The organism is Kribbella antibiotica (assembly GCF_004349055.1).
Taxonomy (GTDB): domain Bacteria; phylum Actinomycetota; class Actinomycetes; order Propionibacteriales; family Kribbellaceae; genus Kribbella; species Kribbella antibiotica.
Genome location: NZ_SMKX01000012.1, coordinates 56,243 through 82,377 on the forward strand (window position 1 = coordinate 56,243; position 26,135 = coordinate 82,377).

At 65.8% G+C, this 26,135-nt stretch carries 12 protein-coding genes and 1 pseudogene; 3 read left to right on the top strand and 10 right to left on the bottom strand.

The features are described 5' to 3' along the window. Positions 1-505 precede the first annotated feature (505 nt). From E1263_RS06530 to E1263_RS06545, 4 genes are read right to left on the bottom strand one after another with little or no spacing between them, the layout of a single operon-like run. Positions 506-1,924 (bottom strand): MFS transporter, encoded by a 1,419-nt coding sequence (locus E1263_RS06530; RefSeq protein WP_337590271.1) that lies wholly within the window; start codon positions 1,922-1,924, stop codon positions 506-508. Beyond that, positions 1,908-8,102 carry a beta-ketoacyl synthase N-terminal-like domain-containing protein gene (locus E1263_RS06535; RefSeq protein WP_132166258.1) on the bottom strand — a complete coding sequence of 2,065 codons (6,195 nt, stop codon included), beginning with the start codon at positions 8,100-8,102 and terminating at the stop codon, positions 1,908-1,910. The genes E1263_RS06530 and E1263_RS06535 overlap by 17 nt, the downstream gene beginning before the upstream one ends. Position 8,103: 1 nt before the next feature. Further along, positions 8,104-13,791 (bottom strand): type I polyketide synthase, encoded by a 5,688-nt coding sequence (locus E1263_RS06540; protein ID WP_132166259.1) that lies wholly within the window; start codon positions 13,789-13,791, stop codon positions 8,104-8,106. 14 nt (positions 13,792-13,805) lie between these two features. Then, the gene (locus E1263_RS06545) at positions 13,806-15,377 is read right to left on the bottom strand and encodes a PfaD family polyunsaturated fatty acid/polyketide biosynthesis protein (protein ID WP_132166260.1); all 1,572 of its coding nucleotides are present in this window, start codon (positions 15,375-15,377) and stop codon (positions 13,806-13,808) included. A gap of 351 nt (positions 15,378-15,728) precedes the next feature. Between E1263_RS06545 and E1263_RS06550 the strand changes: the two genes are divergently transcribed. Then, entirely contained in the window at positions 15,729-16,556 is an 828-nt protein-coding gene (locus E1263_RS06550) for a helix-turn-helix transcriptional regulator (protein ID WP_165956510.1), read from the top strand. 283 nt (positions 16,557-16,839) lie between these two features. Here E1263_RS06550 and E1263_RS06555 read toward each other — a convergent pair whose 3' ends face one another. The 3 genes from E1263_RS06555 to E1263_RS06565 form a co-directional block, all read right to left on the bottom strand. Then, on the bottom strand, positions 16,840-17,664 hold the full coding sequence (locus E1263_RS06555; protein WP_238161101.1) for an endo alpha-1,4 polygalactosaminidase: 825 nt from the start codon (positions 17,662-17,664) through the stop codon (positions 16,840-16,842). Positions 17,665-18,056: 392 nt separating this feature from the next. Then, complete coding sequence (locus tag E1263_RS06560) at positions 18,057-19,031, bottom strand: ISAs1 family transposase (protein ID WP_238161102.1); 975 nt, start codon at positions 19,029-19,031, stop codon at positions 18,057-18,059. A gap of 44 nt (positions 19,032-19,075) precedes the next feature. Next, on the bottom strand, positions 19,076-20,260 hold the full coding sequence (locus E1263_RS06565; protein ID WP_132166263.1) for an aminotransferase class I/II-fold pyridoxal phosphate-dependent enzyme: 1,185 nt from the start codon (positions 20,258-20,260) through the stop codon (positions 19,076-19,078). A gap of 333 nt (positions 20,261-20,593) precedes the next feature. On the opposite strand from E1263_RS06565, the gene E1263_RS06570 reads away from it, so the two are divergent. Both E1263_RS06570 and E1263_RS43535 read left to right on the top strand, forming a co-directional pair. Continuing rightward, positions 20,594-21,703, top strand: a complete 1,110-nt coding sequence (locus E1263_RS06570) for a cytochrome P450 (RefSeq protein WP_132166264.1) — start codon at positions 20,594-20,596, stop codon at positions 21,701-21,703. Positions 21,704-21,803: 100 nt separating this feature from the next. Then, positions 21,804-22,549: pseudogene (locus tag E1263_RS43535) on the top strand (SDR family NAD(P)-dependent oxidoreductase). Positions 22,550-22,755: 206 nt separating this feature from the next. Here the strand turns inward: E1263_RS43535 and E1263_RS06585 are convergent. The 3 genes from E1263_RS06585 to E1263_RS06595 form a co-directional block, all read right to left on the bottom strand. Continuing rightward, positions 22,756-24,465: an AMP-binding protein gene (locus tag E1263_RS06585; protein WP_165956511.1), complete on the bottom strand. Its 1,710-nt coding sequence runs from the start codon at positions 24,463-24,465 to the stop codon at positions 22,756-22,758. Beyond that, positions 24,462-24,728 (bottom strand): acyl carrier protein, encoded by a 267-nt coding sequence (locus E1263_RS06590; RefSeq protein ID WP_132166267.1) that lies wholly within the window; start codon positions 24,726-24,728, stop codon positions 24,462-24,464. Before E1263_RS06590 ends, E1263_RS06585 begins: the two co-directional genes overlap by 4 nt. Before the next feature lie 340 nt (positions 24,729-25,068). Next, a complete protein-coding gene (locus tag E1263_RS06595; protein WP_165956512.1) occupies positions 25,069-26,037 on the bottom strand; it encodes a hypothetical protein in 969 nt (322 codons plus the stop codon). Positions 26,038-26,135 lie beyond the last annotated feature (98 nt).

A 26,135-nucleotide genomic window follows, 5' to 3' on the forward strand; every position in this document is an offset into this window, starting at 1 on the left:
CGAACCACCGACAACCTGTACCCCCCAAAGCCTCGAGGTCCCACTCGGGAGCATGGATCGGCGGGCGGCGTGGCGGCACTGGAGCCGTTCGATGCTGGCAGCAGGACCATCTGCTGGTCTGTCTCGGGGACCAGCGGCAGATTGCGGACAAGGTGGGTTTGCCGAGCGTCGGACAGAGCAGCCACTGTATCGAGCGGCGAGCCAGCATCCCGGCGAGCTCGGCGACCTCCGGGCGCCGCAGGCCGGGCGTGCGCCGGCCGGTGGCATCGAATCCGAAGTCATCCGGGTGCCGTTTCTCACGAGCGTCCCTGAGGAACTGGCCGAGCGCTCGTCGATCCATGCTCCCGAGAATATGGCATCGAGGCTTTGGGGTACAGATTGTCGGTGGTTCGGGGACAGACCGTAGTGGTGTGATGCAAGCCATATGCAGAGCATGCGCGAACCCGCCGAAAGGCCCCGGCTCCCAAGCATTAAATGCTCATGAGCGCGTCAGGGGGCACCAGTGTCACATTCCTGTTTTTCCGGACCTCAAGTCATGACGCCTATGTTCGAGGCCGTCACCAGGGAACCTGAACCCGACGGCCGCATTGATCAGACTCAGTACAGCAAACGTCGCGATCGCGAGGTAGCCGCGGCGTAAGCCACCGGCAGCGATAGTCGCGGTCACGGCCAACCCCAGTGCCGAACCGATCTGCAAGCACGCGGCGAGGATCCCGGACACCACCCCGGCGTCGGTGTGCTCCGCATGTTTGGTTCCCATGATGCTCGCCACCACGTTCCCTGTCGGCAACGAGATCCCGACCAGAAGCGACGGAACCAGCAACGCCCAAACGTACGAAGGGCTCTCTTGCTGGAAAGCGAACATCAGCAGGCCGACCAATCCGAGCGCGGTACCTGTCAGGTAGACAGGGCGGGCGCCGATCCGATGAACCAACCTGGACGCCGCAATTGCGGCGGCGATCGCGATCACCCCCATGGGCAGAAAACTCAGTCCGGCACGCAGGGCGTCGAGATGCATCGTGACCTGCGCTTGCAAGCTGAGCAGGAACAGAACCGACAGTTGGACCGCACCCACGAGGAAGTTGCTGATCGCCGCGACCAGCAAGTACCGATCCGCAGCCATCCGTCGTGGCAACAGTGGCGCCGCGGACTTCCGTTCGATGGAGACGAAAGCGGCGAACAGGAGGATCGCCACACTCGCGCTCGAAAGTACAACCGGTGACACCCAGCTCTCACTGCGCACGATGACGATCGTGTAGACCAAGGCCAGCAACCCTGCGGTAATGGTGACTGAGCTGGCCACGCTCAACTGGGTGGCCGCGCGACGCCGGCTCGACGAGCGCTCGGCGCCGATGAAGAACACCGCCAGGCCGACGGCGATCCCCAGCGGCACGTTCAGGTAGAAGGCCCATCGCCATCCAAGGAGGTGCACCACCAGACCTCCCGCGACTACTCCGACCGTGGCGCCGAGCCCCCCGATCCCACCCCAGATGCCCTGTGCGATGTTCCGTTCATTCCCTGCGGGGAAGGTGACCGTGACGAGGGAAGAGGCGGCTGGTGCCAGCAGCGCCGCACCGATTCCCTGCGCCGCACGGGCCGCAATGAATTGCGTTGGGTCCGATGCCACACCGCAGCCGAACGAAGCCACGGTAAACAAGGCCAGTCCGACCAGGAAGACCGTGCGCCGGCCAAAGATGTCAGCCGCGCGGCTACCCAGCAGGAGCAGGCCCCCGAAGGCGAGCGTGTAGGCGTCCAGGATCCAGGATTGGGCTGTGGCACCGAACCTGAGCCCCTCGACCAACCAAGGCAAGGCGACGTTCACCACCGTAGAGTCCAGAAGCACCATGAAGTGGGCGCATGACATCACCGCTAGGACTACCCACCGCCGTGACTGAGACCCGGCAACGTTAGTCGTGTTGATCATCCCTGGCTTCCCTGGAAGAGGAACTGCCAGGCAAAACCCGCATTCCGAGCCGCTTCGCGTGATAGATCCGCGTGTCGTCCGCCCACAACCACGCCTCGGCCACCGCATACGGTCCACGCTCGTCCTCGGCGGCCTCCAGTACGTCCAGCTCAACCGTGATCAGCCGGTTGCCCGGAACTACCTGACCGCGGTATTTCCAGGTCACGTCTTTCTCCAGCTCGAAACGGGGCCGCGAGATACCGCGCCCCATGTCACGATCGATCATGTAGATCTGCAGCAACTGGCACATGGCCTCGATTCCCAGGGAGCCGGGTTGGACCGGGTCCTGGAAGAAGTGCGCCCGGAAGAACCAGTCCGCCGGATCGACGTCCTTCTCCGAGCGCAGGCGCCCAAGCCCGGCCGGGCCGCCGTCGGGCCAGTAGCCGGTGACCCGATCCAGCATCGTCAGCATTGTGCCCGGGAGCCGCAACTCACCCTCGCAATAGTGAGGCGGCCGGGTAGTCAGGTCCACGGTGCGGTCGCAGGACAGCGCCAACCGCGCCCGGTCCTCCTCAGTGGAAGCCAAGCCAACCTGGTTGTCGAACACTTCTTCCGGGAAGCAGCCGAACACAGCGGTCGCCTCGAACACCGGCTCATCGTCGGCAAGGCAGCTGATTGTGAACGACTCGATCAGCATGCCCGCGCTGCGGGAGATCTCGCGCAGTTCGATGTGGGTGCGCAGCTTCATGCCCGGCCTGATCTCGCCGAGGACCGTACCGGTGCCGTCGAGGTTGCGAAAGAGCAGATCGGTCTCGGTACCCATCGCGCTGCCGGCATAGAAGGCAAGCCAGCCACACGGTTGCAGCACTACCTCCATCAGGACGCAGAACGGCATGGTCGGGCTGCCGTTCTGCTCGAAATACCAGACCTGGTCCGGCACGTCGTACTCGACGGTGACCGTGCTGGGTGTCTTCATGGCACCTTGCGCGCCGCTGACCTGGACGATTCTGCTCATAAAGTGGAAGGGCGGTCCCGGCAGCCGGGCGACCTTGCGGGTGCCATCGAACACCGCGTAACTCGGCCCGAATGCCTCTGATGGCTTTCCCCAAGCGCTAGCCAGCAGTGAGTCGTAGTCAAAGGCGAACCCATCCACCACCGCGACCGGGCCCGGGGCGCGGTAGCCGACCAGCCCGGCCAGCGCCCGCGCCGGCACCTGCTCGCCGGTAGTCTGCTCAGCGTGTGCAGTCAGTTCACGCCAGTGGCTCAGCGGCCAGTCTGGCACCAGGCGCAGCCCGACACCGCTTGCGTGGAAAGCCTTCACCCCGTCCACAGTGCACAGGACGTCCGCGATGAGTACGGGTTCGGCGTCCTCGCTCAGTTCGGTGACGAACACTTCGTAGATGACCTCGCAGCTGTCAGGGGTGACCTGGCCGCGGCAGCGCATCGCCGCGGTCTGCCCGGCAACCGGCTCGAACCGCCAGCCGTCCCGATCGACCGTGAGACCCCGCGCCGCGAGATAGAACGACATCGCCTGCAGACACCCTTCGAACATCAGGGTTCCCGGCATGCATGGGTCGTTCTTGAAATGGCCATCGAAGAACCAGTCCTGAGGCGATACCGCGAGGGTCGCACGCAAGTAGCCGCGGTCGGGATCGAAGTCGGTGACCTCGTCCAGCAGCAGCATCCGGTCATCGGCGATCCGGGGCGTGCGCACGTGTGAGGCGGTCCGGTACCAGTCCGGTCCGAAGCAGTCGGTCGGCCGGCCTCCGGCGAACGCCCGCACCTTCTCCCGGCCGAAGGACCTGGGGTTCACCGGCTCGCTGGGGGGAGGTTCCCACAGGATTCCGCCCGTGGTGGCGAGATCCGCGTCGGTGAAGAAGCCGGCTTGTCCACTGCGGACGGTCATCCGCAGTTCGTCGCCCAGGTAGCAGTCGTAGTGAAAGAAGAACAGCCGGATGCCATCATGTTCGCCGTGACCGTCGATGCCGATCTCGTAGCGCAGGGTATCCCCCGGTCGCGGCGGACTGCCGTAGAAAGTGAGGTCACAGCCCAGCAGCCGGTACTGACGCTCGCCCCGGTTGAGCAGATCGATGCCCATCCAGCTGATCAGCAACAGGTCGGCCTGCCCGGCCTCGACCATGATCCCGGCGGGCATCCGCCCCGCTCCGTCGAGGTACCAGCTGTCCAGCTCGACGTCGGTCTCGGTCCAGATGGTGCCGACCCCCAGCTCACCCGGTTCAGCGTCGATTCCGGTCACCCGATCGGCCAGCAGCATCGGCGGCTGCGGCATCCTTGTCTGTCTCGGGTAGTGGTCCTGGGCAGCGAAGAGTGGTCCGAACAGCGCCGAGATGTTCTCCGCTGCCAGCCACTCCAAGTCGGCGCGGTCGAACTTCGGGCCGGGCAACTCGCCGTCCTTCGTAGCTGCGGGTTGCGGCTCAGGCGTTACCGGAGTTCCGCCGGCGGTCAGCAGAGCAGTCAGCCGCTGCTGCGAGGCCAGGAACTGCTGATGCACTTCACTGTGCAAGGTGAGGAAGTCCTCGTGCACGGCCGCTATCCCGCGCCGATGTTCGGTCAGCATCGACACGAGCGGCGAATACCTCGGCGGCGGTCGCTCCGCGACGAACATCGGTGCGTGGGAGGCACCGGGTGATGCCGGGGCCGCCTCCATCACTTCGACGGAAGGCTCGGCTGGCGGCTCGACGGCCTCCAGTACCACGGCAGGCGGGTGGGCCGGGAGCATCAGTAGCCTGCCACGATCACGGCGAGCCGGGACGGCCGCCGCCAGGTGATCGGTCAACGCGGTCGTGTCGAACCGGACACCCGCGGCGACAAGCTCGGCAACGGAAAGAGTGAGCCGGCGCAGGGCACGGCCGAACGGCTCGTCCAGTGCGACGGCGAGGTGCTCGCGATCACCGAGGATCCGCTGAACCCAGTCCGTACACTGCCCGCGCGGCCCGTGCTCGATGAAGATCCTGACACCGTCGGCGTAGGCGCGCTCGACCATGCCGACGAAGTCAACCGTGTTCAACGTCTGATCGGTTAGCGCGTCGGCCACGGTCGTGTCAGTCAGCTCATACGGCGTACCGTTGGCGCCGCCGTAGAAGCGGATCCCTGGTTGCGGGGTGGTTGGCCGGTAGTTCAGCCGCCACAGGCGGTCCCGGACCCCCGCCAACTCTGGTGCGTGCACGGCGATGGCGCCTCGGCTCGGGATCGAATCGATTGACCGCAGCCGTCGCAGTACGCGCAGGCAGGCAACGGCTTCGCCGCCGATCACGTTCAGCCCCGGCGCGTTGATCGTGATCAAGTGCACGGCAGGCTCGCCGTCCAGCGCGGCGCGCACCTCGTCGATCGGGACGCCGACGCGGTACATCTGCCACTTCTCGCCTTGTACACCTGCTCGTTTCCATGCTTCCCGAACCGCAGTGAGGTCACCTGCCAGTTCGGAGGTGAAGATGCCGGACTCACGCGCGTCGGAAACCACACCGGCGAGATCTGTCCAGACACCCATGGCCGCCAGCGCGGCGGTTTCACCAGAGGACAAGCCGAGCACAGCAGCAGGTTCGATGCCCAGCAACCGGCGGGTGATTTCCACGTGCAGTTGGCCGACCGCGGCGGAGCCCCAGATCTCGTCCAGTCCCGACAACCGCTCGGGCTCCTGCCCGGTGTACGCCCAGCCGATGACGTCGTCCAGCGGTCCGCTACGTCGCTCCAGTGTGGCGATCTGCTCGGGGAAGGCCAGCATCAGCTCCCGGCCCATACCTGAGTACGAGGCGGAACCGTTGGTGAATACGAAGCCGACTTCGCCGGTCAGGGGCTGCTCGCGGAACGCCACGCCGCCAGGTTGAGTGCCGCCGCCAGTGAGCCACCGGCGGGCCGCCTCCCTGAGCTCGTCATCCGCCGACACCAGCACGAGCCGGGCCGGACCACCATCGGAGGTTCGACCCGCCGCCAGCGCCGCCAGCACACCAGCCCGATCCGGTCCTGAGTAGACGGTCAAACTCGGCGCCGGGCCGTCCACCCACGGTGCCGCGCGTTCTCCGCGCAGCCGGATCCCAACATCCGGTGAGTCCATGGTGGACACCCTGACTTCGGCAGTCCGGTCGCCCAGCAAGGGATCGGCGGCCATTCCCGCACGGGGTATCGCGCGGTGGTGCAATGCCAGCGCGGCGGCGGCCACAGACACCAGACCGCTCGCCGCGTGGGCATTGCCGAACAACTCTGCGGGGTCAAGGTCACCGCCCTCGCCGACCACCAGGCCGGCCGGTCCGGTCGCACCATCCTCGAGTACTGCGATCACCTGCTGCGTATCCGATCGCCTCCGTAGGACGAGGACGACGGCCGCATCACCGGGCTCGTCGATCACCCCGAGCCCGTCGAGCGCGGCGCGGTGAACCTGCTCGTGGGACAGGTCGACCGCACCGACGATGGCCGCGTCCACCTCACCGGCACGAAGCATCCGGGCGGCAATCCGCAACGCGACCACACCGGAGGCCTGTTCGGCGGACACCGTGAAGCTCGGACCGGCCAGGTCCAGCTGGGCGTTGATCCGGTTGGCAACCACGTTGGGCATGGCGCCGACGACGGCTGCCGAGGTCAGTGCGGCGACCGCCGACTCGCCCCGTTTCCCCAGCCGCCAACGGGCTCCGTAGCGGGCGACCTCGGGATCACAGCCCATGCCTATCAAAACAGCGGTGCGCTCACGCGGAAGGTCCAGCCCGCTGACCGCCTCGCGGGCAGCCTCGAGCACGAGCAACTGCTGCGCATGGGTCTGCTCCAGATCCCGCGGCGGGAACCGCAGGCCATCCAGTTCGACGTCCACGGTCGACCTCGGCAGAGGGTCCTCAAGGCCGCTGAACAAGGTGCGGACGAACGCCTGGGTGTTCTCACCCGTGCCCACCCGGGCACCGACCGCAACGATGGCGACCGGCTCCGCGGGCACGGGCGGTTGGACGGCTGCAGAGTCGTCACCGGTCCAGGCGTCCACAATGAGGTGGGCGTTGTTGCCGCCGAACCCGAATGCGCTAACCGCCGCGCGGCGGTCTCCGGTCCACTCCTCGGGTTCGTGCAGCAGGCGCATCGGCGTGCCGACCAGTGCGTCGATCGGGTCACCAGCGCCCAATGTGGGTGGCCGGATCCCGGCGTCCATCGCCGCGAGAACCTTGAGCAACCCGGTCGCACCGGCAGCCGTGATCAGGTGACCCAGGTTGGATTTCACCGAACCGATGGGCAGGTCGCGGCTTTCGGCGAACACGCGGGCCATCCCGGCGGCCTCGACGGCGTCGCCGACCTGTGTGCCGGTCGCGTGGCACTCCACCAGCGACACCGTGTCGGGAGCGACTCCGGCCGATTGGTAGGCCAACTGCATCGCGCGCTCCTGGCCCGACTGCGCCGGAGCCAGGAACCCGCCGCTGCGACCGTCGTTGGACAGGCCGATGCCACGGATCACGCCGAGGACTCGGCGTCCAGCGGCAACCGCCTCGGGTAGTCGCATCAGCGTGACGAACGCGGCACCTTCGGCGGGCACCAGGCCGTCGGCCTCACGGTGGAACGGACGGCTGCGACCAGTGCGGCTCAGCGCCGACAGCGCGGTGAACCCGACGTGGATGAACAAGTCGTCGGGGCAGTTGACCGCACCCGCGACCATCACGTCGGCTGTGCGATCATGCAGCCGATCACAGGCAAGCTTGATCGCATACAACGAGGACGCGCAAGCAGCGTCCAGCGCGAAGGCGCCTGCTCCGAGGCCGAGCGCCTTCGCGGCCAGCAGTGCGGGCAATCCGGAGCTGAACCGGCCCTCGGGACCGATCGGCTCTTTCCCCTGCCAGACGTGCTCGGCAAAACGCGCCAGCGCCGCCGATGGGAAGGACAAGTTGCCCATGACCAGCCCACCTCGAGGCAGCGGGCCATGTTCGTCTGCCTCCCGCAATGCCTGACGTGCAGCGTGCAACACCCATTGGCACAACGGATCCGTCGTCGTGACCGGAACCGCGAACCCGCCCGCATCGAACGTGAAGTCCCGGACGTAGCCACCCGCGTCGCTGGCGATATAGTCAGGCCCGGGCCGTACGCCCCAGCGGTCAGCCGGCACGGTCGCGATGCTCAGCCGACTGGCCAGCAGGTTGTCCCAGAGTGCCGCGGGGGTCGGCGCGTCCGGCAGCACACAGCCTCGACCGACGATCGCAATCGGTTCGAAGGTCATCTCATCCTCGTTCCGGCCGCAGCACGAGACCGACACCGAGCAACTCGGCTCTGGGCGTGCCGTCCATCTCATGGAAGGTGATGTCGCACTCCGCAGTTGTGGTGGTGCGCCCGCGGGATCGCACCACGCAGCTCACCAGGCCGTCGACCGGTCCACGCCGGTACAGCCGGAACTCGCGAACCGACATCGGCAACGCCGCGCCGCCGAGCACCTGGTGCCCCCACACCAGTGCCAACTGCAGTCCGCCGTCGATCATCGCCGGATCGGTGTGCCAGCCCTGGCCCGGCCAGCCTGCTTCGGCCAGACCGGCCAGCGTGCCGGCCGCGCCGTCATCGCGAAGGATGTCCAGCGACCTGACGACCTGGAACTCGGGGCCGTGGAACAGCACCGTGCCGTCGTAGACAGTCAACTCTCGGTTGCCGGACCCCTCCCCGGCAATCGGTTCATGGACACCTGGCGGCACGGTCGATGCCTCACCGAATGCCCGGTAATGCAATTCGCCATGCTCACCGAGCAACTCCAAGGCAAGCACGGAACCATCCGGCCTGCCCTCGACACGCAGCCGGTGCCCCCGCTCGGCGAACCGGTCGACGGCGACCTTACGCAGCACCGACACCTCGCGCAGGGTCAGCGGTGCGGGGTCCGGACGCCACTGGTGGACCGCAGCGGCGAACCATTCAAGGGCCAACACCATCGGCAGTACCGGTGTACCCGCAATCGTGTGGCCTGCCAGGTAGGGGTGGGAGCGGTCGGTGATCCAGACGTCGCCGGACACCGGTTTCGGAGAGTCGAGTCCCGCTGCGATGACCACCTGAGTGCCAGTGCCGGTGCCGGATAGTTCGGCAACGAACGCGTCGGCGCCGGTCGCCACCGGTATCAGCGGGACTCCAGCCTCACGGAAGTGTTCCGCGAGCGACGGCGTGACCATGCCACCCTGCCACGGCCCCCAGCCGATAGCGCGAACCAGACAATTCGGCCGTCTTACCTGCTCAACGGCGGCGACCTGGTTGAGCACCTCGTTAGCCATCGCGTAGTCACTCTGCCCGCTGTTCCCGTACTGGGCAGCGACCGAGGAGAACAAGCACAACACAGTCAGCGGATCATTGGCTGTCGCGGCCAGTAGCGCCCGCAGGCCGGCGGTCTTGGTATCGAAGACCCGTTGGAACTGCTCGCCGGTCTTATCGACGAGGCTCTTGTCGGCCAGCACACCGGCGCCGTGCACCAGACCGGTGATGGGTCCCCACTGCTCACGCACGTCGGCGAGCGCAGTGGCCAGTTGCTCGGTATCGCGGACATCGACGGCCAGGTAGCGGGCCTTCGAACCTGCCAGTTCGAGCGCCGCAAGTGTTGCCCGGATTTCCCGGACCGCCAGGATCCCGGCAACCTTCGCGCCCAACTCTGCCGGCGTGGGCCGCTGCCCGCCGGACGTGGCCATCAGCAGCCGCTTGAGGGCAAGATCATCCTCCGCACCGCGCAGTGCCGGATCCTCATCGACCAGCGGTGTCCGTCCGATCAAGACGATCCGCGACGGGTGCTGCTTGGCGAACTCTCGCAACACCGCAGCCGTCACGCCTCGTCCACCGCCAGTGGCCACAATCACCGAATCCGGCCCGAGGTTCAGTTCACCGACGACAACCGGCGTTTCGACCGTGACTGGGATGACGCGCCCCCCATCGGCTCGCAGACCGGCCGCCGGCGTCGAGCCGCCGTCGAGCAGTTCCTGCACGATTGCCTCAGCCACCTCGACGGCGGTCCGGTCGCCACGCTCGCAGTCGATCCCCTTGACCGAAGCCGTCGGCCACTCTTTGGCCGCCGTTTTCGCCAGTGCGACCAAGCCACCTTGCCACGCCTTCACCGGCTCTGCGCCTGCCAGCCCGAAGTCGCCACCGGTGTCCTGGACGGTGACGAAGAGTCCGCCCTCTTCGGCGAATCCGGCAGCGACAGCCTTGGCCGCCCGGAACGCCTCGGCGTTGACCGCTACCGCTTCGTCCACCGACGTACTTGCGCGAAGGCCGCCCAGGAAGACAACGGCCTTCGCGGTGGCCGGTACCTCGTCGACCACGATCGCGCTGATGCCGTGGCCTCGCAGTGCCGTCACGACCTCGTCCGCAACCCCGGTTCCCTCGGCGGTGACGACCACCTGCTCACTGCCCAGGCCTGGCAACCTCAGCCCGGACGCTTCGACCGGAACCACCCGTACCTCCAGGCGCAGCAACGGTTCCTCGATAGCTTCGGCGCTGTGGTTCGGCCCGGCTCCGCGGCCGTACTGATCGGCGATCTCACCCAGCGTCCGCAGCTTGCCCAGTACCGCCGCGTCGACCTCAGGCAGCCCGGGCACTCGCTCGCGCAACGTCGACAAGATCTCCACGCGCTTGATCGAATCAATCCCCAAATCACCCTCGAGCGCCATATCCGCGCTCAGCATGTCGACCGGATAGCCGGTCTTCTCGGCAACGATGCCGAGCATCATCGATTCGACATCGACACCGGCACCGGCAGAAGGAACGGGAACTGCTTCGGGAACGGGTTCGGTCAGTGCAGGCGGTGCGCTAGGCACGTCGACCACTGCGGTCGGCGTCACCGGCAGCGGCTGTTCGAGAGAAGTCGTGAACGGCGAGGGCAAGTTCGGTACGGGAGTGCCAGCCGGTATCGTGCCGCCGAATGACGTCTCAGTAGCCTTCAAGAATGCCAAGTGGCTCTCGGCGATCACGCGCTGATAGGTGGCGTGTGCTTCGGCGGTGTGCTGCTGTGTCTCGCGCATCACCTGCAGCCATTCCGTCGATGCCTCTTCGGCCACGACAGGCTGCCGCACCGCGGGAGCGGGAGTCGGTGGATTGGGCGGCAGCAGCTCGTGTGCTCCGCCGACCGGAGGGTATGGCTTGCCGTAGTTCGCGCCGAGAAGTGTCGTGGACATATTGGCTGTGGTCGTCTTCTCCTCCGCAGGCGGAGCGTAGGAGGTCCACAGCGCCTCGAAGTCGAGCTCGATCCCGCGTACCGCGATCTGGCCGAGCGCGTCGTGCAGGCTCGTGACACCGTCACGGCCACGGTGGTCGAGGCTGACCGAGAGGTGCCCGCGGTCACCGAGTGTCTCGTTGACCAGCCCGGTCAGCGTCGAGCCGGCACCGATCTCGACAAATACGCGAGTACCTGCCGCGTACAGCGCCTCGATCTCGTCCACGAACCTGACCTGCGACGTGATGTGCCCGGCGATCCGCTGTCGCACCTCGTCCGGATCTCCCGGGTAGACGTGCGAGTCGGCGTTGCCATACACGTCGACAGTCGGCGCGGCGACCTTCACACTGTCCAGGTACTGCAGCAGCGGCTTGCTGGCCGAAGCAACCAACGGGCTGTGAAACGCGGCTGCCGCATCGAGCTTTCGGGTCGTCACGCCAGAGGTCCGCAATCTCTCCCCCACTGCCGAGATCCCGTCTGCGGTACCGGACAGTACAACCTGACGGGGCGCATTGTGGTTGGCCACCCAAACCTCGTCCGAGCCGAACTCGTCGAGCACCACCATGACATCCTCGATCGAGCACTGCGCCGCCAGCATCCCGCCGGCGGCGTCGGCGTCGGCGTCACGCATCAACTCGCCGCGTCGGCGAGCCAGCCGCACCAGTGCCTCGGCGTCGAACGAACCTGCCGCATGCAGTGCCACCAACTCGCCGAAGCTGTGGCCGGCAAGGAAATCCGGGCGAAGTCCGAGCGATCGGGTAACGGCCAGCAGCGCCAGACTCTGTACGGCTAGCGCCGGCTGCGCCCACTCGGTCGCGGTTAGTGCGGCCTGCTGCGTGGCCCGATCCGGCTCGGTGAAGACGGGTACTGGGAACACGACCCGGTGCAACGGCCGGTCACCAATCTCCCATCCGGCGGCACGGTCCCACTCCTGCTGCGCTTGCGGGCACAACATGGCGACGTCGGCGCCCATGCCGACGTACTGGCTTCCCTGACCGGAGAACAGAAAAGCCAGCTTCTCCAGTACCGGCTCGCCCACGCCATAGTGAATTCCGTTCGGAGTGGACAAAGCGGAGTGCGGCTGCCGGTGAATCAGGTCGGCCGCCTGAATCAGTTTCGCCCGCAGATCGTCGACGTCCGAGGCGACGATAGCCAAGCGGACGGCCGTACCGGCGTCGAACTCACGCTGCGACCGACGGGCGATGTCGGCAAGGCTGCCGGAGCCGACGTCGCCCACCTTCGACAGGAGCTCATCCGCCGTGGCATCGCCGAACAGCACCAGCTCACTCGCCGCGGTACGGGATCTCCACGCCCGCACGGCCTCGGGCCGGGACGGCACGTACTCCTCGAGGGTCAGGTGAAAATTGCTGCCACCGAACCCGAAGCTGGACACCGACGCCCGGCGCGGGTGGTCGGCAGCCCGTGTCCACGGACGGACCTCGGTGTTCAAGTACAGCGGACTGCCGTCGACCCCGAGAGCCGGACTCGGCTTGTCCACTTTGATCGTCGGCGGCAATACCTTGTGGTGCAACGACATGACGGCCTTGAACAGGCCGGCTGCTCCGGCGGCAGACTTGGTGTGGCCGACCTGCGACTTCAGCGAGCCCAGCGCACACCATTGCTCGTCATCGCGGCCGGACTCGGCGAATACCTCCTTGAGAGCGGCGAACTCCGCGGCGTCGCCGGCCTTCGTCCCGGTGCCGTGTGCCTCCACGAGCTCGACAGTGTCCGGTCCGTAGCCCGCCGACTCATACGCACGACGTAGCGCCCGGGCTTGCCCGGCGGGCAAGGGTGCGTAGATCGCGGTGCTGCGTCCGTCCGAGGAGCTACCGATACCCCGGATCACCGCGTAGACGCGATCGGCGTCTCGCTCGGCGTCCGACAACCGCTTGAGCGCCAGCATCACCAACCCCTCACCGAGGATCGTGCCGTCGGCTCCATCGGAGAACGGCCGGCAGTCCCCGCTCGGTGACAGCGCTGGGGTCTTCGAGAAGCACATGTACATCAGGATGTCGTTGAGGGTGTCCACTCCCCCGGTGACGACCATGTCGGAGTGGCCGAGCGCCAGTTCGTCGACCGCGTTGGATACCGCGGCCAGCGAGCTGGCACAGGCTGCATCCGTCGTGTAGTTGCTCCCGTGCAGATCGAACCGGTTCGCGATCCGGCCGGCGACGACATTGCCGAGCAGGCCCGGAAACGTTGCCTCCTGCCACGGCACATAATGCTCAGCAATCCGGTCGCAGAGCTGCTGCACCTGTGGCTCGGGCAGCCCCTGCTCACGCATCGCCTTGAGCCAGACCGGACGCTGCATCCGGTTGCCCATGGTCGTGAGCAAGTCGAGCGCGCTGGTGCCGAGTATGACGCTGACCCGGTCACGGTCCAGAGCAGCCGGTTCACCGCCACCTGCGTCGGCCAGTACTTCCTCAGCGACCAGCAATGCCAACAGCTGACTGGTGTCGGTGGCGGGCAAGGTATTCGGCGGGACGCCATAAGCCATCGGATCGAACTCGACCGCAGGCAGGAACGCGCCCGTTCTGCCGTAGGTCTTGTCCGGCGCGGACGGATCAGGATCGTAGTAGTCCTCGACCAGCCAGTGCGTGGACGGTACTTCGGTGACCAAGTCTCTGCCGGTCACTATGTTGCGCCAGAAGGCTCCGGCGTCGGTGGCACCGGGCATCAGGGCACCTACCCCGACGACGGCTACGGGGATCTGCTGCGGGCGAACGAAATCGCTCATCTTCGTGACCTACCTCAGGCGAGTCTGCGTGGCGTGAAGGCGAAGGCCGCAGCGGGAACTGGCACCCCACAAGTGCGGGCCTGATGTGCTCTGGTGATGACCGCAGCCCCTTCGAGCAGGTTGCGGGCGATCTGGGTCACCGAACGATTGGCCTGTTCGGCCAGGAAGCTGCCGGCGGTCCAGCGGTTGAACGCGCCCATCGCCGGTCCGCACCAGATCTGATAGTCCGCACGGCGGGATTTCTCACCCTCGATAGCCCATTTGCTGGATTTTCCCAGGTACCAACGGAACACCAGCGCCATCCGGTGCTTGGGATCGGCCTCGGCGCGCACCAACTCGCTGGGATCGCGCCGCCGCCAGAATCCGCTGGTGTCCGCCCAGATCTCGTCCAGCGACGCGTGCAGCACCTCCTGTTCCAGCTTCGTCCTCACCTCGGCCGGAATCGCCTCCAAGGTTGGGTACGCGAGGTAGGCCTCATAGAGCCGGAGAGCGCGGCTGGCGAACATGGTGCCCCGGCGCAACACCTGGAGCTTCACTCCGAACTCGAACATGTCGGCGGCCGGCGCCATGATCACGTCGGCGAGATCGGCCAGAGCCAGCATGGATTTCGCGTCCGCCGACAGGCCCGATTCGACAGCTAGCTGGTTGACCGAGCCGGTGACGACGTAGGCGGCGCCCAGCGCGAACGCGGCAGCAACGCCTTGCGGTGTGCCCAGTCCGCCGGCGGCACCCACCCGGACGGGGTGCAAGTAGCCGTGGCGTGCGACCACCTCATCACGCAAAGCCAGCATGACGGGCAGCAGCGAGACCAGCGGCCGATTGTCGGTGTGACCGCCGCTGTCGGACTCCACGGTGATGTCATCGGCGACGGGAATCCTGGCGGCCAACTCCGCGTCCACCGCGGTAATCAATCCTCGACCGACCAGGTCACGCAGCATCTCAGCCGGCGCTGGCGACATGAACTTCTCGGCGACTTCCGGCCGTGACACCTTGGCCATGATTCGGGTTCGCCGGAATACACGGCCCGCGGAGTCAACAGTCAAACCGGCCGCGGCGCAGCGGACGACGGCAGGAGTGAGGTCCATGAAGGCCGACGCGGAGATCGCCGGAACTCCCCGGCGCAGCAACAGATCGGCGACCCGATCCTCCAGCGCCGGCTCATTCGGTGAATGGATCAGATTGACGCCCCAGTTGCCACGCCCCGCCAGTTCGGTGGTCAGCGTGCCGACCGCGCGCTCGACCTGCTCGAAGCCGAGCCCGCCCGCTCCGAAAAAACCCAGCATGTCCGCGCGGGCCATCGCGATCACCATGTCAGCAGTCGCGATGCCGTTGGCCATCTCGCCCGCGACGTAACCAAACCGCACGCCGTGCACCTGACAGAAGGTGCGATCACCCAACCACTCCGGGTACATCGGAGGCAGCGTACCGACCACGTTTTCCGTTGCGGACGGTTCGCGCACCAGACTGATCCCGGCGTCCCCCAGGTCGACGAGGTGGGCAGGCTCACGGACCCGACGCACAGTGTCCAACAGTCGTGCGCGCTGAGCCGACACGTGGTCAACCAGAAATAGAGACGACATCGACATCCACTCCCCAATGCCGACAAGTCTCGATCGGTTTCACCTCACCTGACCCACAAGGATGATAAGGACAAAGCCGCCCAGGAAACAAAGGATTCCTATTTCTCCCGTCGCTCGGATTCGCAAGATCCGGAGCGCTCATTTGAGCATTCAAGCGAGATGCGTGGTCGTGTATGGACGGAAGGTGACGAAGGTAACCGAGTGATCGTGGTCGGTAGGGCAATGCTTGCGGCCCGGGGGCTCATGGGCGGGTTCGCGCTTGCGCTGAGGCATGGCTTGGATCCCACCACCACGACCCGCCCCGAACCACCGACAACCTGTACCCCCCAAAGGCCTCGATGCCATATTCTCGGGAGCATGGATCGACGAGCGCTCGGCCAGTTCCTCAGGGACGCTCGTGAGAAACGGCACCCGTACGACTTCGGACTCGATGCTGCTGGCCGGCGCACGCCCGGCCTGCGGCGCCCGGAGGTCGCCGAACTCGCTCACATCTCGGTCGACCACTACACCAATGTCGAGCAGGCGCGTGGGTCCAGCCCTTCGCGGCAAGTGCTCGTGTCGATCTCGTCGGCCCTGCGACTCGACGACAACGAGCAACGACACCTCTTCGAAATCGCCGGGATGCAGGCTCCCCACAGTATCTATCCCAGCATGAATGTCGCCGACAGCCTCGTCCAACTCGTGCACGGGATGCGAACCACCGCCGCGCTCGTGGTGAGCGCGAGATACGACGTACTGGAATGGAACGAGCTGGCCGCAACCTTGCTGGAAGACTTCGGCAAGTCCGGTTCCACCCGCCGCAACCTGATCCGCAATCACTTCCTCGCGCCGCCGGGAACCGTCCGGTACTACGGAATGAGCGGCGTGGAGGAGTACACCCGGCTTGTCGTCGGACAGCTCCAATCCGCCGCCGCCCGGTATCCCGAGGACCCGCAGACAGCGGAACTGATCCGCGAGTTGCGGGCTGGCAGCGAGGAGTTCGAGTCGCTCTGGAGCGCCGGGTACGTCACAACCGGTATCCACTCGATGCGGCAACTGCACCATCCAACCCTCGGCGAACTCACCTTGTCCTGCGATCTGCTACTGGTACCCGGCACAGACCAGCAGATAATCCTGCTGTCAGCACCGAACGGCTCCCGCACCGCTGACCGAATGGCCCGCCACCTCGCCGAAACCACCGATTGAGCTTTGGAGGGGTACAGGTAGTCGGTGGTTCGGGGCGGATCATGGTGTCATCGACGCCATGACTGCAGAGCATGCGCGAGCCTGCCGAAGAGCCAGGGTCGCGCTGGATACCGCTGCTCAGATGACGGGGCCGTAGTCACCTCCACCGCAGGGGGACCGCGCATGGAAAATGACCCCACACAGGCGGCAGGCCCAACCATGAGGCCGTCGCCGGGTACCGACCTGTCGGCAGATGAACTCGGCGGGGTTCTTGGTACTGCTAGGTGTTGACGGACTACGGCCGTCAGCAAGTCTTGTAGACGTGGCCCGACGAGCCGGCCGCTGAGACGTCCCGATCACGCCGTACGACGCTGACGCGGTCGCCGACGGTCTTGCACGCGGTCGCCATGCCCTCGTCGGAGTACTCGACGACGACTATCGCCGTACCGAAGTGGTCGACGTACTTACCGCATTCGTCGTACTCGCCGCACTCCTCGACGACCGCGAAGTCGAGGCCGAGGGACTCGCGCTGGGAGGCGAGTTCGAGGGTGTTCTTCTGGGCGATGGCGAGCTTCCGCTCGTGCGCGTGGTCGGCCAGCATCTGGATATACGCCGTCGCGTGCTCCGGTTTGAGCAGGCCTTGGGACCGGCTAAAGCTGTCGTAGTTGTCCGGCTCGACCGCGTCATACCCAGCGGATGCGCAGTCGTCGATCCAGACGTTGATCTTGGCGGCGATCCTGCGGCGTTTCTCGTCGGTGCGCAGATCGAGCAGCGCCTCGCCCCAGTCCACGTCCATCACGACCTTGCCGCCCGCATCTGTCAGGAGTAGATCGCCCCACTCGGACTGCGCGTCAGGCTGGGCCTGGAAGGCGTTGAGGTAGCAGATGTTGTACAGCCCGGTGGCGGGCGCGACGGTGTGATCACGGCTGACGACGGTCACGCCGTCGGCCGGGGTGTACGGTCCACCGATCTGGTAGTCCCAGGCTGCGTGCGCGGGTGGGAGGGTGCCCGCCGTGGCGACGGTGTCCGGCTTATCCGACTCGTCTGCGGTGGCCTGGCCGCAACCGGCAGCGGTGGCGAGGAGGGCGACGGCGGCAAACGCCCTCAGGGGTTTACTGGGTGTGGACACGATCGGCTCCAGCGGTCCCGCGGACGCTACCCCGCCTCGGGCCGTCGCCCTGGCGCCTGAAACCGGACTGTCTACCGGCTGGGTGCGTCACTCGGTGTCCGGGTTTCGCGCCGGAACACTACAGGTAGTTAACTGACACCGAGTGGTATCCGTCAAGAAAATGTGATTGTTGACGCTCATTAGTGAAACCGCTTAAGCGCGTTAACGACTAAGGCTGGCGGGGTCGCCGCTGCTTTGGTCCCTCGATGCCACAGGCAACAACATGTGTGAGGCACTTTTACTGCCCCCTTTGAACGGCGCCGTGTCAGAGCGGGCGCGACGGTTGGTCGTAGTTCAGCGGGCGCGTTGTTCGAGGGTCAGGGTCTGGGGCAGGGCCCCGGCATAGTCGTGTCCTAGCGGCTCAGGAGCAGGTTGAGGATGGTTTCGGGGTTGCGGGCGTGATGTCGTAGGCGTTGGGCGATGTTCTCGGCGCCGGTCAGTCGCAGGAGGCTGATTGCGGTGTTGCGCAGGGTGGCCATGACCTGTGGGCTGTTGCCGGTGCGTGCTTCGGAGCGGTCTTCGTCGTAGGTGACGTCGCGGATGCGGTGGAGCCGGTTCTCGATGCCCCAGTGGGCTTGGACCCACGCCGCGAGCGTCGCCGGTGGTGCTTGGTGGTCGGCGGAGGTGATGAGGTAGACGATTTCGACGGTCTTCTTGCCGTTGCGTGTGACGGTGCGTCGGACCTGGGCGAACTGGGTGGCGCCGGCGAACTCGACCCAGGCCGGGGCTGTGGTGACCTTGATGGTCCGGGTCGCTTTGCGGCCGTGCCCGCGGCTGGTGCTGGTGTGGCTGGGGACGTCTTTCCAGGGCAGGTTCTTGCACGCGGCCAAGAGCTTGGGCTGGTTGGCCTTGACGGTGAAGACGTAGGCGCCGCCGGCGGTGGTGATCTGTTGGGCGGTGTCGGTTTGTGTGAGCATTGCATCGACAGTGACAACAACATTGGTGAGATCGAAGAGTTTCAGGAGCCCTTGTACTGCGGGGATCTCGTTGGACTTCGCGGTCACTGCGAACTGCCCGATCACTGTGCCGGTGGCCTGGTCGAGGGCGGCGACCAGGTGCGGTGCTGTCGTGGTTTTCGACCGTGCACCACGGTCTTGCCGTCCAGAGCGATCACGCGACGCGAGCCGACGGTGTGGGTGCGGGTCCACATCAACGTGCCGAGGTACTGGCCGAGGAGGTCGGCGTCGAGGTGGGCGAAGATGACATCGACGGGTGAGGTTCTCCTGGCGCCGCTCCCGAGCCTTCCTACCGGACACGCGGTGATGACGCGTTGCCCGACGCGTGGTCCCGGTTGAAGCGAAGCCTTCCTTCGAGGCCTGAGGCTGCATGGCTCGAGCAAAGTAGCTCCAGCGCGGCCCCTGGGAACGAGCAGCTAGCGCTTGGCCCGAAGGTGGGGGAACCGCTGTCCGAGGCCGCCGAAAGCTTCGACAACACGCTCGACGTCAGCGGCGCTGTTTGCCGCGCTGTAGCTCGTTCGCAGTCTGTAGGACGCGGCAGGGGGCGCGATAATACCAGCGAGAATATCGTGGTGCCGCAGCAGTTCCCAGTAGGCCGACACGGTGGTGGACTGGTCGCCAGTCAGCACAGGAACGATCGGGCTTTCCCCGCCGACCGCGAACCCGAGATCAAAGAGGCCCTCCCGTACCCGGCTGGAGGTGGCCAGAACTGACTGGCACAGCCATGGTTCTGCGCGCACGATCCGCAAAGCCGCCAGTGCCGCTGCGGTGTCGGCAGGTGACAGGGCCACGGTGAACAGCATCGCCGCCGCGGTGTGCTTCAGATAGTCGACCACCGACGCTTCAGCGAGAATCGCCCCACCACGCGACGCGAACGACTTCGAGAAAGTGACCATCAGCAGGTCGACCTCGTCGGCCACGCCGAGATGCGCCGCCGTACCGCGACCGTCGGCGAAGACGCCGGCGCCATGGGCATCGTCCACCATCAACTTCACCCGCGGATCGAGCCTGCAGATTTCGATGATATCGGGCAACGGAGCAAGGTCACCGTCCATCGAGTAGACCCCGTCGACGACGACGAGCTTGTCGGCATCTCGCGGACAGGCTTCCAGCTTGGCGCGCAACGCGGCCACATCGTTGTGCTTGAATCGACGCAACTCCGCGCCGCTGAATTTTGCGGCATCCACAATCGACCGGTGCGCGAGCTCATCCAGAACGACGTAGTCGCCAGGACCGCACAAGGTGACTATGACACCGAGGTTGGTGTCGAACCCATTGCCGAAGACCAAGGCCGCGGGCATATTGAGAAAGTCCGCTAGTTCGGCCTCAAGCTCGTCGTGCAAGGGCGTGTTGCCGAGGCCGACCCGGGCCCCGGAGACCGAAGTGCCGAATCTATTGACTGCGTCGATCGCAGCCTGCTTCACCCGGCGATCGGTGGCGAGGCCCAGGTAGTTGTTGCTCCCGATGTTCAGGCGCCGCCGTTCCTCGAAGACGACCGTCGCTCCTTCCGGGTGGTCAAGCTGTGGGTAGTAAGGGTAGGTGTTTGCGCGACGGGCCAGCTCAGCCGCATCGAAGGCGTAGGCCTTGTCAAAGATGGACACGGTCCGTCATCTCCATTCACTACATCCCGAGCCGTTCGAGCAGGTTGCCCGCAGGCCAGGCTCCGGCATTTCACCAGGAGATCGCACCAGAGCCGTCGCCAGCCGACGCAAATGCTCGCCAACCACTCGGTTCTCGGCGCCTGATTGCCGACCCGAATTAGCATGGTGTAATCGATGAGCCACCGTTCCGTACTTTCGAAGATTGCCTCGGCAATCCTTCGATTTTGAGGTCCACATCCTCTAGCCTCACACCATAAGTCACATCCAGCCGACCTCGACAGTACTTCCGCAAATTCACCCCAGGGGTCCCGTTCGTCGTATCGAGGAGCACCGATGGCCGATGGAACAGTGCGCCCCGTCAAGCTCGCCGACGGTCAGCGACTCTGGCTGGTTTCCGGATATGACAACGTCCGGAGGTTCTTTACTGACGATCGCTTCTCCCGGGCGCGCGCGATCCAGATGGGTGCGCCCTCCTTCGACAACCCCGAGTTGATGATCAACATGGACCCACCCGATCACACCCGGATCCGCCGATTCGCAGCGCATGCCTTCGCTCCCCGCCAGATCGAGCGGCTTCGCCAGCCACTAATGGATTTCGCCACCGAACTGTGCGCGGAAATCGCCGACTCGCAGCCACCCGTCGACCTCGTGCCCAGGTTCGCCAACCTGTTACCGATCCGCGCCATCTGCGACTTGCTGGGTATTCCGTTCGCCGATCGCCAACGGTTTGCGCACCTCGGGGACGCGGCGAGTGTCATCCCTGGGGGCGACACCGGACCGGTCAGACAGGCCGAAGCACAGCTGGGAGAGTATGTGGGCCAACTCGTCGAGTCCAGGCGCCGATGTCCCACCGACGACTTCCTGAGCACCCTCATCACTGCTGGAGACAAGGAGGATCAGCTTTCCGAAAGTGAGCTGATCTCAACCGTGATCAGCATTCTGGTCGCCGGCTACCAGACGACCATCGGGCAGTTTTCCAGCTTCGTGCTCGAACTTCTGCAACGTCCGGAGCAGTGGGCCCGGCTACGCGCCGAGCCCGCCCTCTTCCCGAGCGCCATCGAGGAACTACTGCGCTACGTTCACAGCAGCACCGCGGGAGCCTCACTATTCCGGGTCGCGACCGAAGACGTCCAACTCGACGGCGGCACCGTCCCCGCAGGCGGCGCGGTCATCGCGTCGCTCAAGTCGGCGAACCTCGACCCCGCCAGGTTCGCCGATCCCGAGCGGCTCGACTTCGATCGGACACCCAACCGGCACCTTTCCTTCGGCTCCGGCAGCCACTACTGTCTCGGCGCTCAGCTCGCCCGGCTGGAACTTCAAATCGGCATCGCCGCTCTGGTGAGTCAATTCGAGACGATGAGACTAGCCGTGCCTGCCCAAGAGCTCCGCTACGCGCCCAACCTCGCCATGCGCAACCTGGTCGCGCTTCCCGTAGCCTGGTGACTTCATCGCTTCATCAGGGGATGGAAATGACCGATATGCAGGGCGCTCACGCGATCATCACGGGGGGGCGAATGGTATCGGCCTGGCTACCGCCAAGCTGCTGGCCTCTCGCGGCGCCTCCGTCTCGCTGGTTGCCCGGGGCAAGGATCGCCTGGAACAAGCCGCCGAATCCGCGGCTGGCGAGATCGTCCGGATCGAGGCTGTCGACGTTTCCGATCAGCCGGCGTTCACAGCGGCGCTTGGGCGGCTGACGGCAGCCGGAGGAGAGTGCGACATCCTCGTCACGGCGGCCGGTATCGCCCAGCCCGGGCATTTCCTCGAACTGGAGGATGAGGTCTTCCGGACGATGATCGAGGTCGACTACCTCGGCACCTTGACGGCGATCCGCCTGGTAGCGCCCGGCATGGTCGCGCGAGCCAGGGGTCCATCGTCGCCATCTCCTCCGGTGCCGGCCGGCTCGGCCTCTACGGAACCACCGCCTACGCCCCGGCAAGGTTCGCCGTCCGGGGGCTGATGGAGCATCTGCGCACCGAACTGGTGCCGGCTGGTGTCCATGTCGCCTGTGTCTTCCCGCCCGATGTGGACACCCGGCAGATGGCCGAGGAGAACCGGTATGAACCAGCCGAGTCGTTCGCCATTAGCGGCTCGACCAAACCCATCACCGCCGAGCGCCTCGCCGCCGCCATCGTGCGCGCGATCGACCACCGCAGCTACGCCGTCTATGCCAACCACTCGATCGCCGCTCTGGCTACTCTGGGTCCCCTGACGGCGCCGCTCGTCCGCCGGATCATCGATCGCCAAGTCCGTAACGCCCGCCGATCGCGAGACTCCAGGGGCCCATCATGACAGCTTTGCATTGCCCATCGGCCGACGGGCGCCCCTCTCGCAATCGCGCAGGGTCGAGGGTCTTGAGATGGTGGAATCGATGCTGGATCGGGGACAAGATCACTGCAGGCGTACTGCGGTTCAGGCTCCTCGCCCCTGCTGGAGTCGTGCCCCGGGCTGCTCCGGGTTTCCTACTCTGGCGACTAGTTCGCGAATGCCTCGTCTGATCAAAGGTGTGTGCGTTCGGTCAGTTCGATTCGGCGCAGGCCGAATTTTTCGGTCAGTTCGCCGGTGAGCCAAGCCTCGGCGAGCGCGGCACGCTGAATCTTGCCGCTGGTCGTTCGCGGAATACCCCGCGGCCGGGCTTGATGGACCTCCCGGACCGGTACGCCGAACTCCCTGAGTAACGTCGCTCCGACAGTCCTGGCAACGTCAGGTCCGGCCTTCCTGGCGAGTTCGAGGATAATCAGCACCGACTCGGTCGCGTCGTTCTCGGCGCGCACCGGCGTCATCGCGACCCCTGTCACGCCAGGGATCCTAGCCCGGAAGACGGCCGTCTCGATCTCGAACGGGCTGAAGGTCCGGCCCGCGTACTTGAACAACTCCTTGATCCGCCCGACCACGAACAACTCCCCCTGATGAAAGCACCCGAGATCGCCGGTGGCCACGAAGCCGTCCTGGCCGGCCGGCTCAGCCCGGCCGGGCTCGCGAAGAATCTGCTGGGCCGTCGATGCCCCACTGATCTGAATCTCTCCGACTCGATCCGCCGCGAGCACGGCGCCATCAGCATCGACGATCCGAAGTTCGGTCCCCGGCAGCGGGACTCCATGCCCGACGATCGCCGACGCGTCCGCCGCTTCCGAAAGCTTGAAGTCGCCGGCGGCCAGGGCTGCGCGATCGACGGTGCAGACCGTCAACGGGCTGCCAGGTATGGGCGACGCGACGCCGGCACAGTTCTCCGCGAGGCCGTAACAGGCAAGCATCACATTCGGCCGCAACCCGATCGGCGCGAACGCCGTCGGGAACACCCGGCAGAGCTCCGCCGGAACCCGCTCCGAGCCGATCGACAGCGATTCGATCGAGCTGAGGTCGCATCCACTCAGCTCCGCCGCTCTGCGTTTCGCATGCTGCAGAACCATCAAATAGCCGAACGGAGGTCCTGCGCTGATCGTCGCCCGGAAGGCTGACAGTTCCCGGAGCCACCGCAGCGGATCCCGGACAAACGCCTCCGGCGGCATCGCCCGGAACCCCGTACCGCCGTACAGCGAACCGAAGAACGAGGCCACCAAGCCCAGGTCGTGAGAGAACGGAAGCCAACTGAAGAGCCGGGCCCCACTGCCCATCCTGGCCCGCCGGCTCAACTCTTGCATGTTCGCGGCGAGGTTGCCGTGGGTCAGCACAATGCCCCGCGGTGCCGCCGTCGATCCCGAACTGAACTGGATGAGAGCAGTCGCCTCTGGATCGGCCGGCACCGGCAACTGCGCGTCCTCAGCCGCCGGCGCGCTCGCGATCCCCTCGATGGACCACGCGGTCAGACCGAGGCTCCGGTAGGCCGGTAATCGCCGCCGTGGCGCCAGGCACCACCGCACACCGGCAATCGAAACGGCGTGCTCGGCAACCGCACGATCACGGTCACTGAAGCCATCGCGCAACCCACCGCGCAACGGCACCAGCGCCGCCCCGGCCGCCAACACGGCCAGGATCGCGACCGGAAGATCCGGGCCTGTAGTCATATCGACACCCACCGCGTCCCCTGGTTGGATGCCGTGGGCAATCAATTGCCTGGCGGCCCCAATCGTATGAGCGAAAACCTCAGAATAGGTACGATCGACGTACTCCGATTCAGTGTCGTCGCATGCACCGATCGTGTTCGGATTACCCACGCGCGCATGGTCAGCTACGGCCAGTAGCAGAGTGGCGTACTCAGGATCGTTCACGATCCCAGCGGCATCCGCGGCCTGGCGGCGACCACGATCGCATCGATCAAATCACCGAAGAGCGTTTCCGGTCTGACCTCACTCAGGTCGTCTGGCTCGATCACCACGTCGAACCGCTCTTCCAGGTCAGCAAGGGTCAGTCCCAACGCCAAGGAGTCTAGCCCCAACTCCTCCAGCGAGAGGTCGTCTGCGACGCTCTCCGCCGCCACCATCGCGTGGATGGACAGGACCTCGAGAACTTTTGCACGTTCCATGACTGCCATCAGCAACCTCACTCAAATTCTGGGCTAGTACATCGACTTCGAAGTAGGAGTTTGGGGGGCTCCTTGTCGCGTTCTGCCGGGTACGGAGCCCGCGGATGCCTTCGTCAGTGCGAGCCGATACATCCGGACGCTACCGTCCGGTTCGCGCTTCCGGAAGCGGTTCTGCAAACTTCAATCACGATGGCGCCCGGGGCCCTGGGTCCACAGTCGCTGACCGCAGACGTCGGCCGGGCGAAGAATGCGGCGAAAGGCGGCTTCCGCATCGGCCTCTTCAGCGCCCGACCGTATCGGCCGATGGCCACCGGCGAGACCTATCCCCCTGACTTGAGCGGCCGCCATGTCATGTGCTCCGGATCGGGCCGGCGAGTACCGATTCACGTGAGAGGGCGAGGTACGAGTCGTCGGTGAACAGTTCCAGATCGGCCTCAGCGGGAGCGAGCTCTGGAGCATCGAACACAGGCTGCGTGGGCCGGTCAGTTGAGACCGCTTGGCGATATGCCTCTTCGGCGGCGGATCGCTGCTCACCGAGACTCTGCCTGTCCACTTCGGCTTTGAATGCGGCGAGCTCGAGGTCGGAGTCGAGCCATTGGCTCGGGGCCAGAATGCTTCCAGGGGCTAGATACTCCCATCCAGGGCGCTGAGCGGCCGTGGCGTTCATCGCCTCGTGAAGTTGTGCCAGCACGGCGCCGCATGCCTGCATCATCGGGCGTGACATCCCGATCCGAAGCCCGGTGCCGGGCAACTCCGCAACGAGCATCTGCCGGGTGCCCGTTGGGCGCTCCTGAATTGGATATCCGGTCTCGACTCGTCGTACGCGCATCACACGGCGGACCTCGGCAGTTGAGTCATCGCTCTCGCCGAACCGCCGGGTTCGGCCGCCCTCAGCCACGGTGACTGTGCGCCGTGCAGACGCTGGTATGGAGGTGAGGAAGGCGTAGGCGAGCAGCCTGGCTCGAGCTTCCTGGAAGACATCCATCGGGCCATCGAACGGTGCGCTGTGCTTGGCCGGAGCCTGTGTTTCGTGCTCCACAAGGGTGAACAGCCGCGGCTCCATACTTGTGCCGACCAGGACGCGGTGGTGGGCGGCATGGAGAACGGGGGGCCTCATGACGGCCAGTTGCGCTGCGCCCTTGCGCATGTGAGCTTGCGTAATGCGCAAGGCGCCTTTGGCCTCCAGCACCCACAGTGGAGGCGACGAGGTATGCACCGTATACAGGTCTGGCCTGCTGCCGGGGCCGTACCACTCGGTGCCAGCACCCGCTGGCGACGACCACTCGTAGTGGAGGGTGGATGGAAGCTCGATCAACACTCGGGCAACCCACTCAGCCATGGTCATTCCGAGTCGATACGCCAACGCAGCCTGGGCACTCCGCTCGGCACCCATCGTGTAGACCGGCGAAGGCCGGA

Bases quoted from the DNA above. Each gene is read 5' to 3' on its own strand.
- E1263_RS06535 (WP_132166258.1), bottom strand. From the start codon at position 8,102: ATGACCTTCGAACCGATTGCGATCGTCGGTCGAGGCTGTGTGCTGCCG.
- E1263_RS06550 (WP_165956510.1), top strand. From the start codon at position 15,729: ATGGATCGACGAGCGCTCGGCCAGTTCCTCAGGGACGCTCGTGAGAAA.
- E1263_RS06540 (WP_132166259.1), bottom strand. From the start codon at position 13,791: ATGAGCGATTTCGTTCGCCCGCAGCAGATCCCCGTAGCCGTCGTCGGG.
- E1263_RS06590 (WP_132166267.1), bottom strand. From the start codon at position 24,728: ATGGCAGTCATGGAACGTGCAAAAGTTCTCGAGGTCCTGTCCATCCAC.
- E1263_RS06560 (WP_238161102.1), bottom strand. From the start codon at position 19,031: ATGCAGCCTCAGGCCTCGAAGGAAGGCTTCGCTTCAACCGGGACCACG.
- E1263_RS06545 (WP_132166260.1), bottom strand. From the start codon at position 15,377: ATGTCGATGTCGTCTCTATTTCTGGTTGACCACGTGTCGGCTCAGCGC.
- E1263_RS06570 (WP_132166264.1), top strand. From the start codon at position 20,594: ATGGCCGATGGAACAGTGCGCCCCGTCAAGCTCGCCGACGGTCAGCGA.
- E1263_RS06530 (WP_337590271.1), bottom strand. From the start codon at position 1,924: ATGATCAACACGACTAACGTTGCCGGGTCTCAGTCACGGCGGTGGGTA.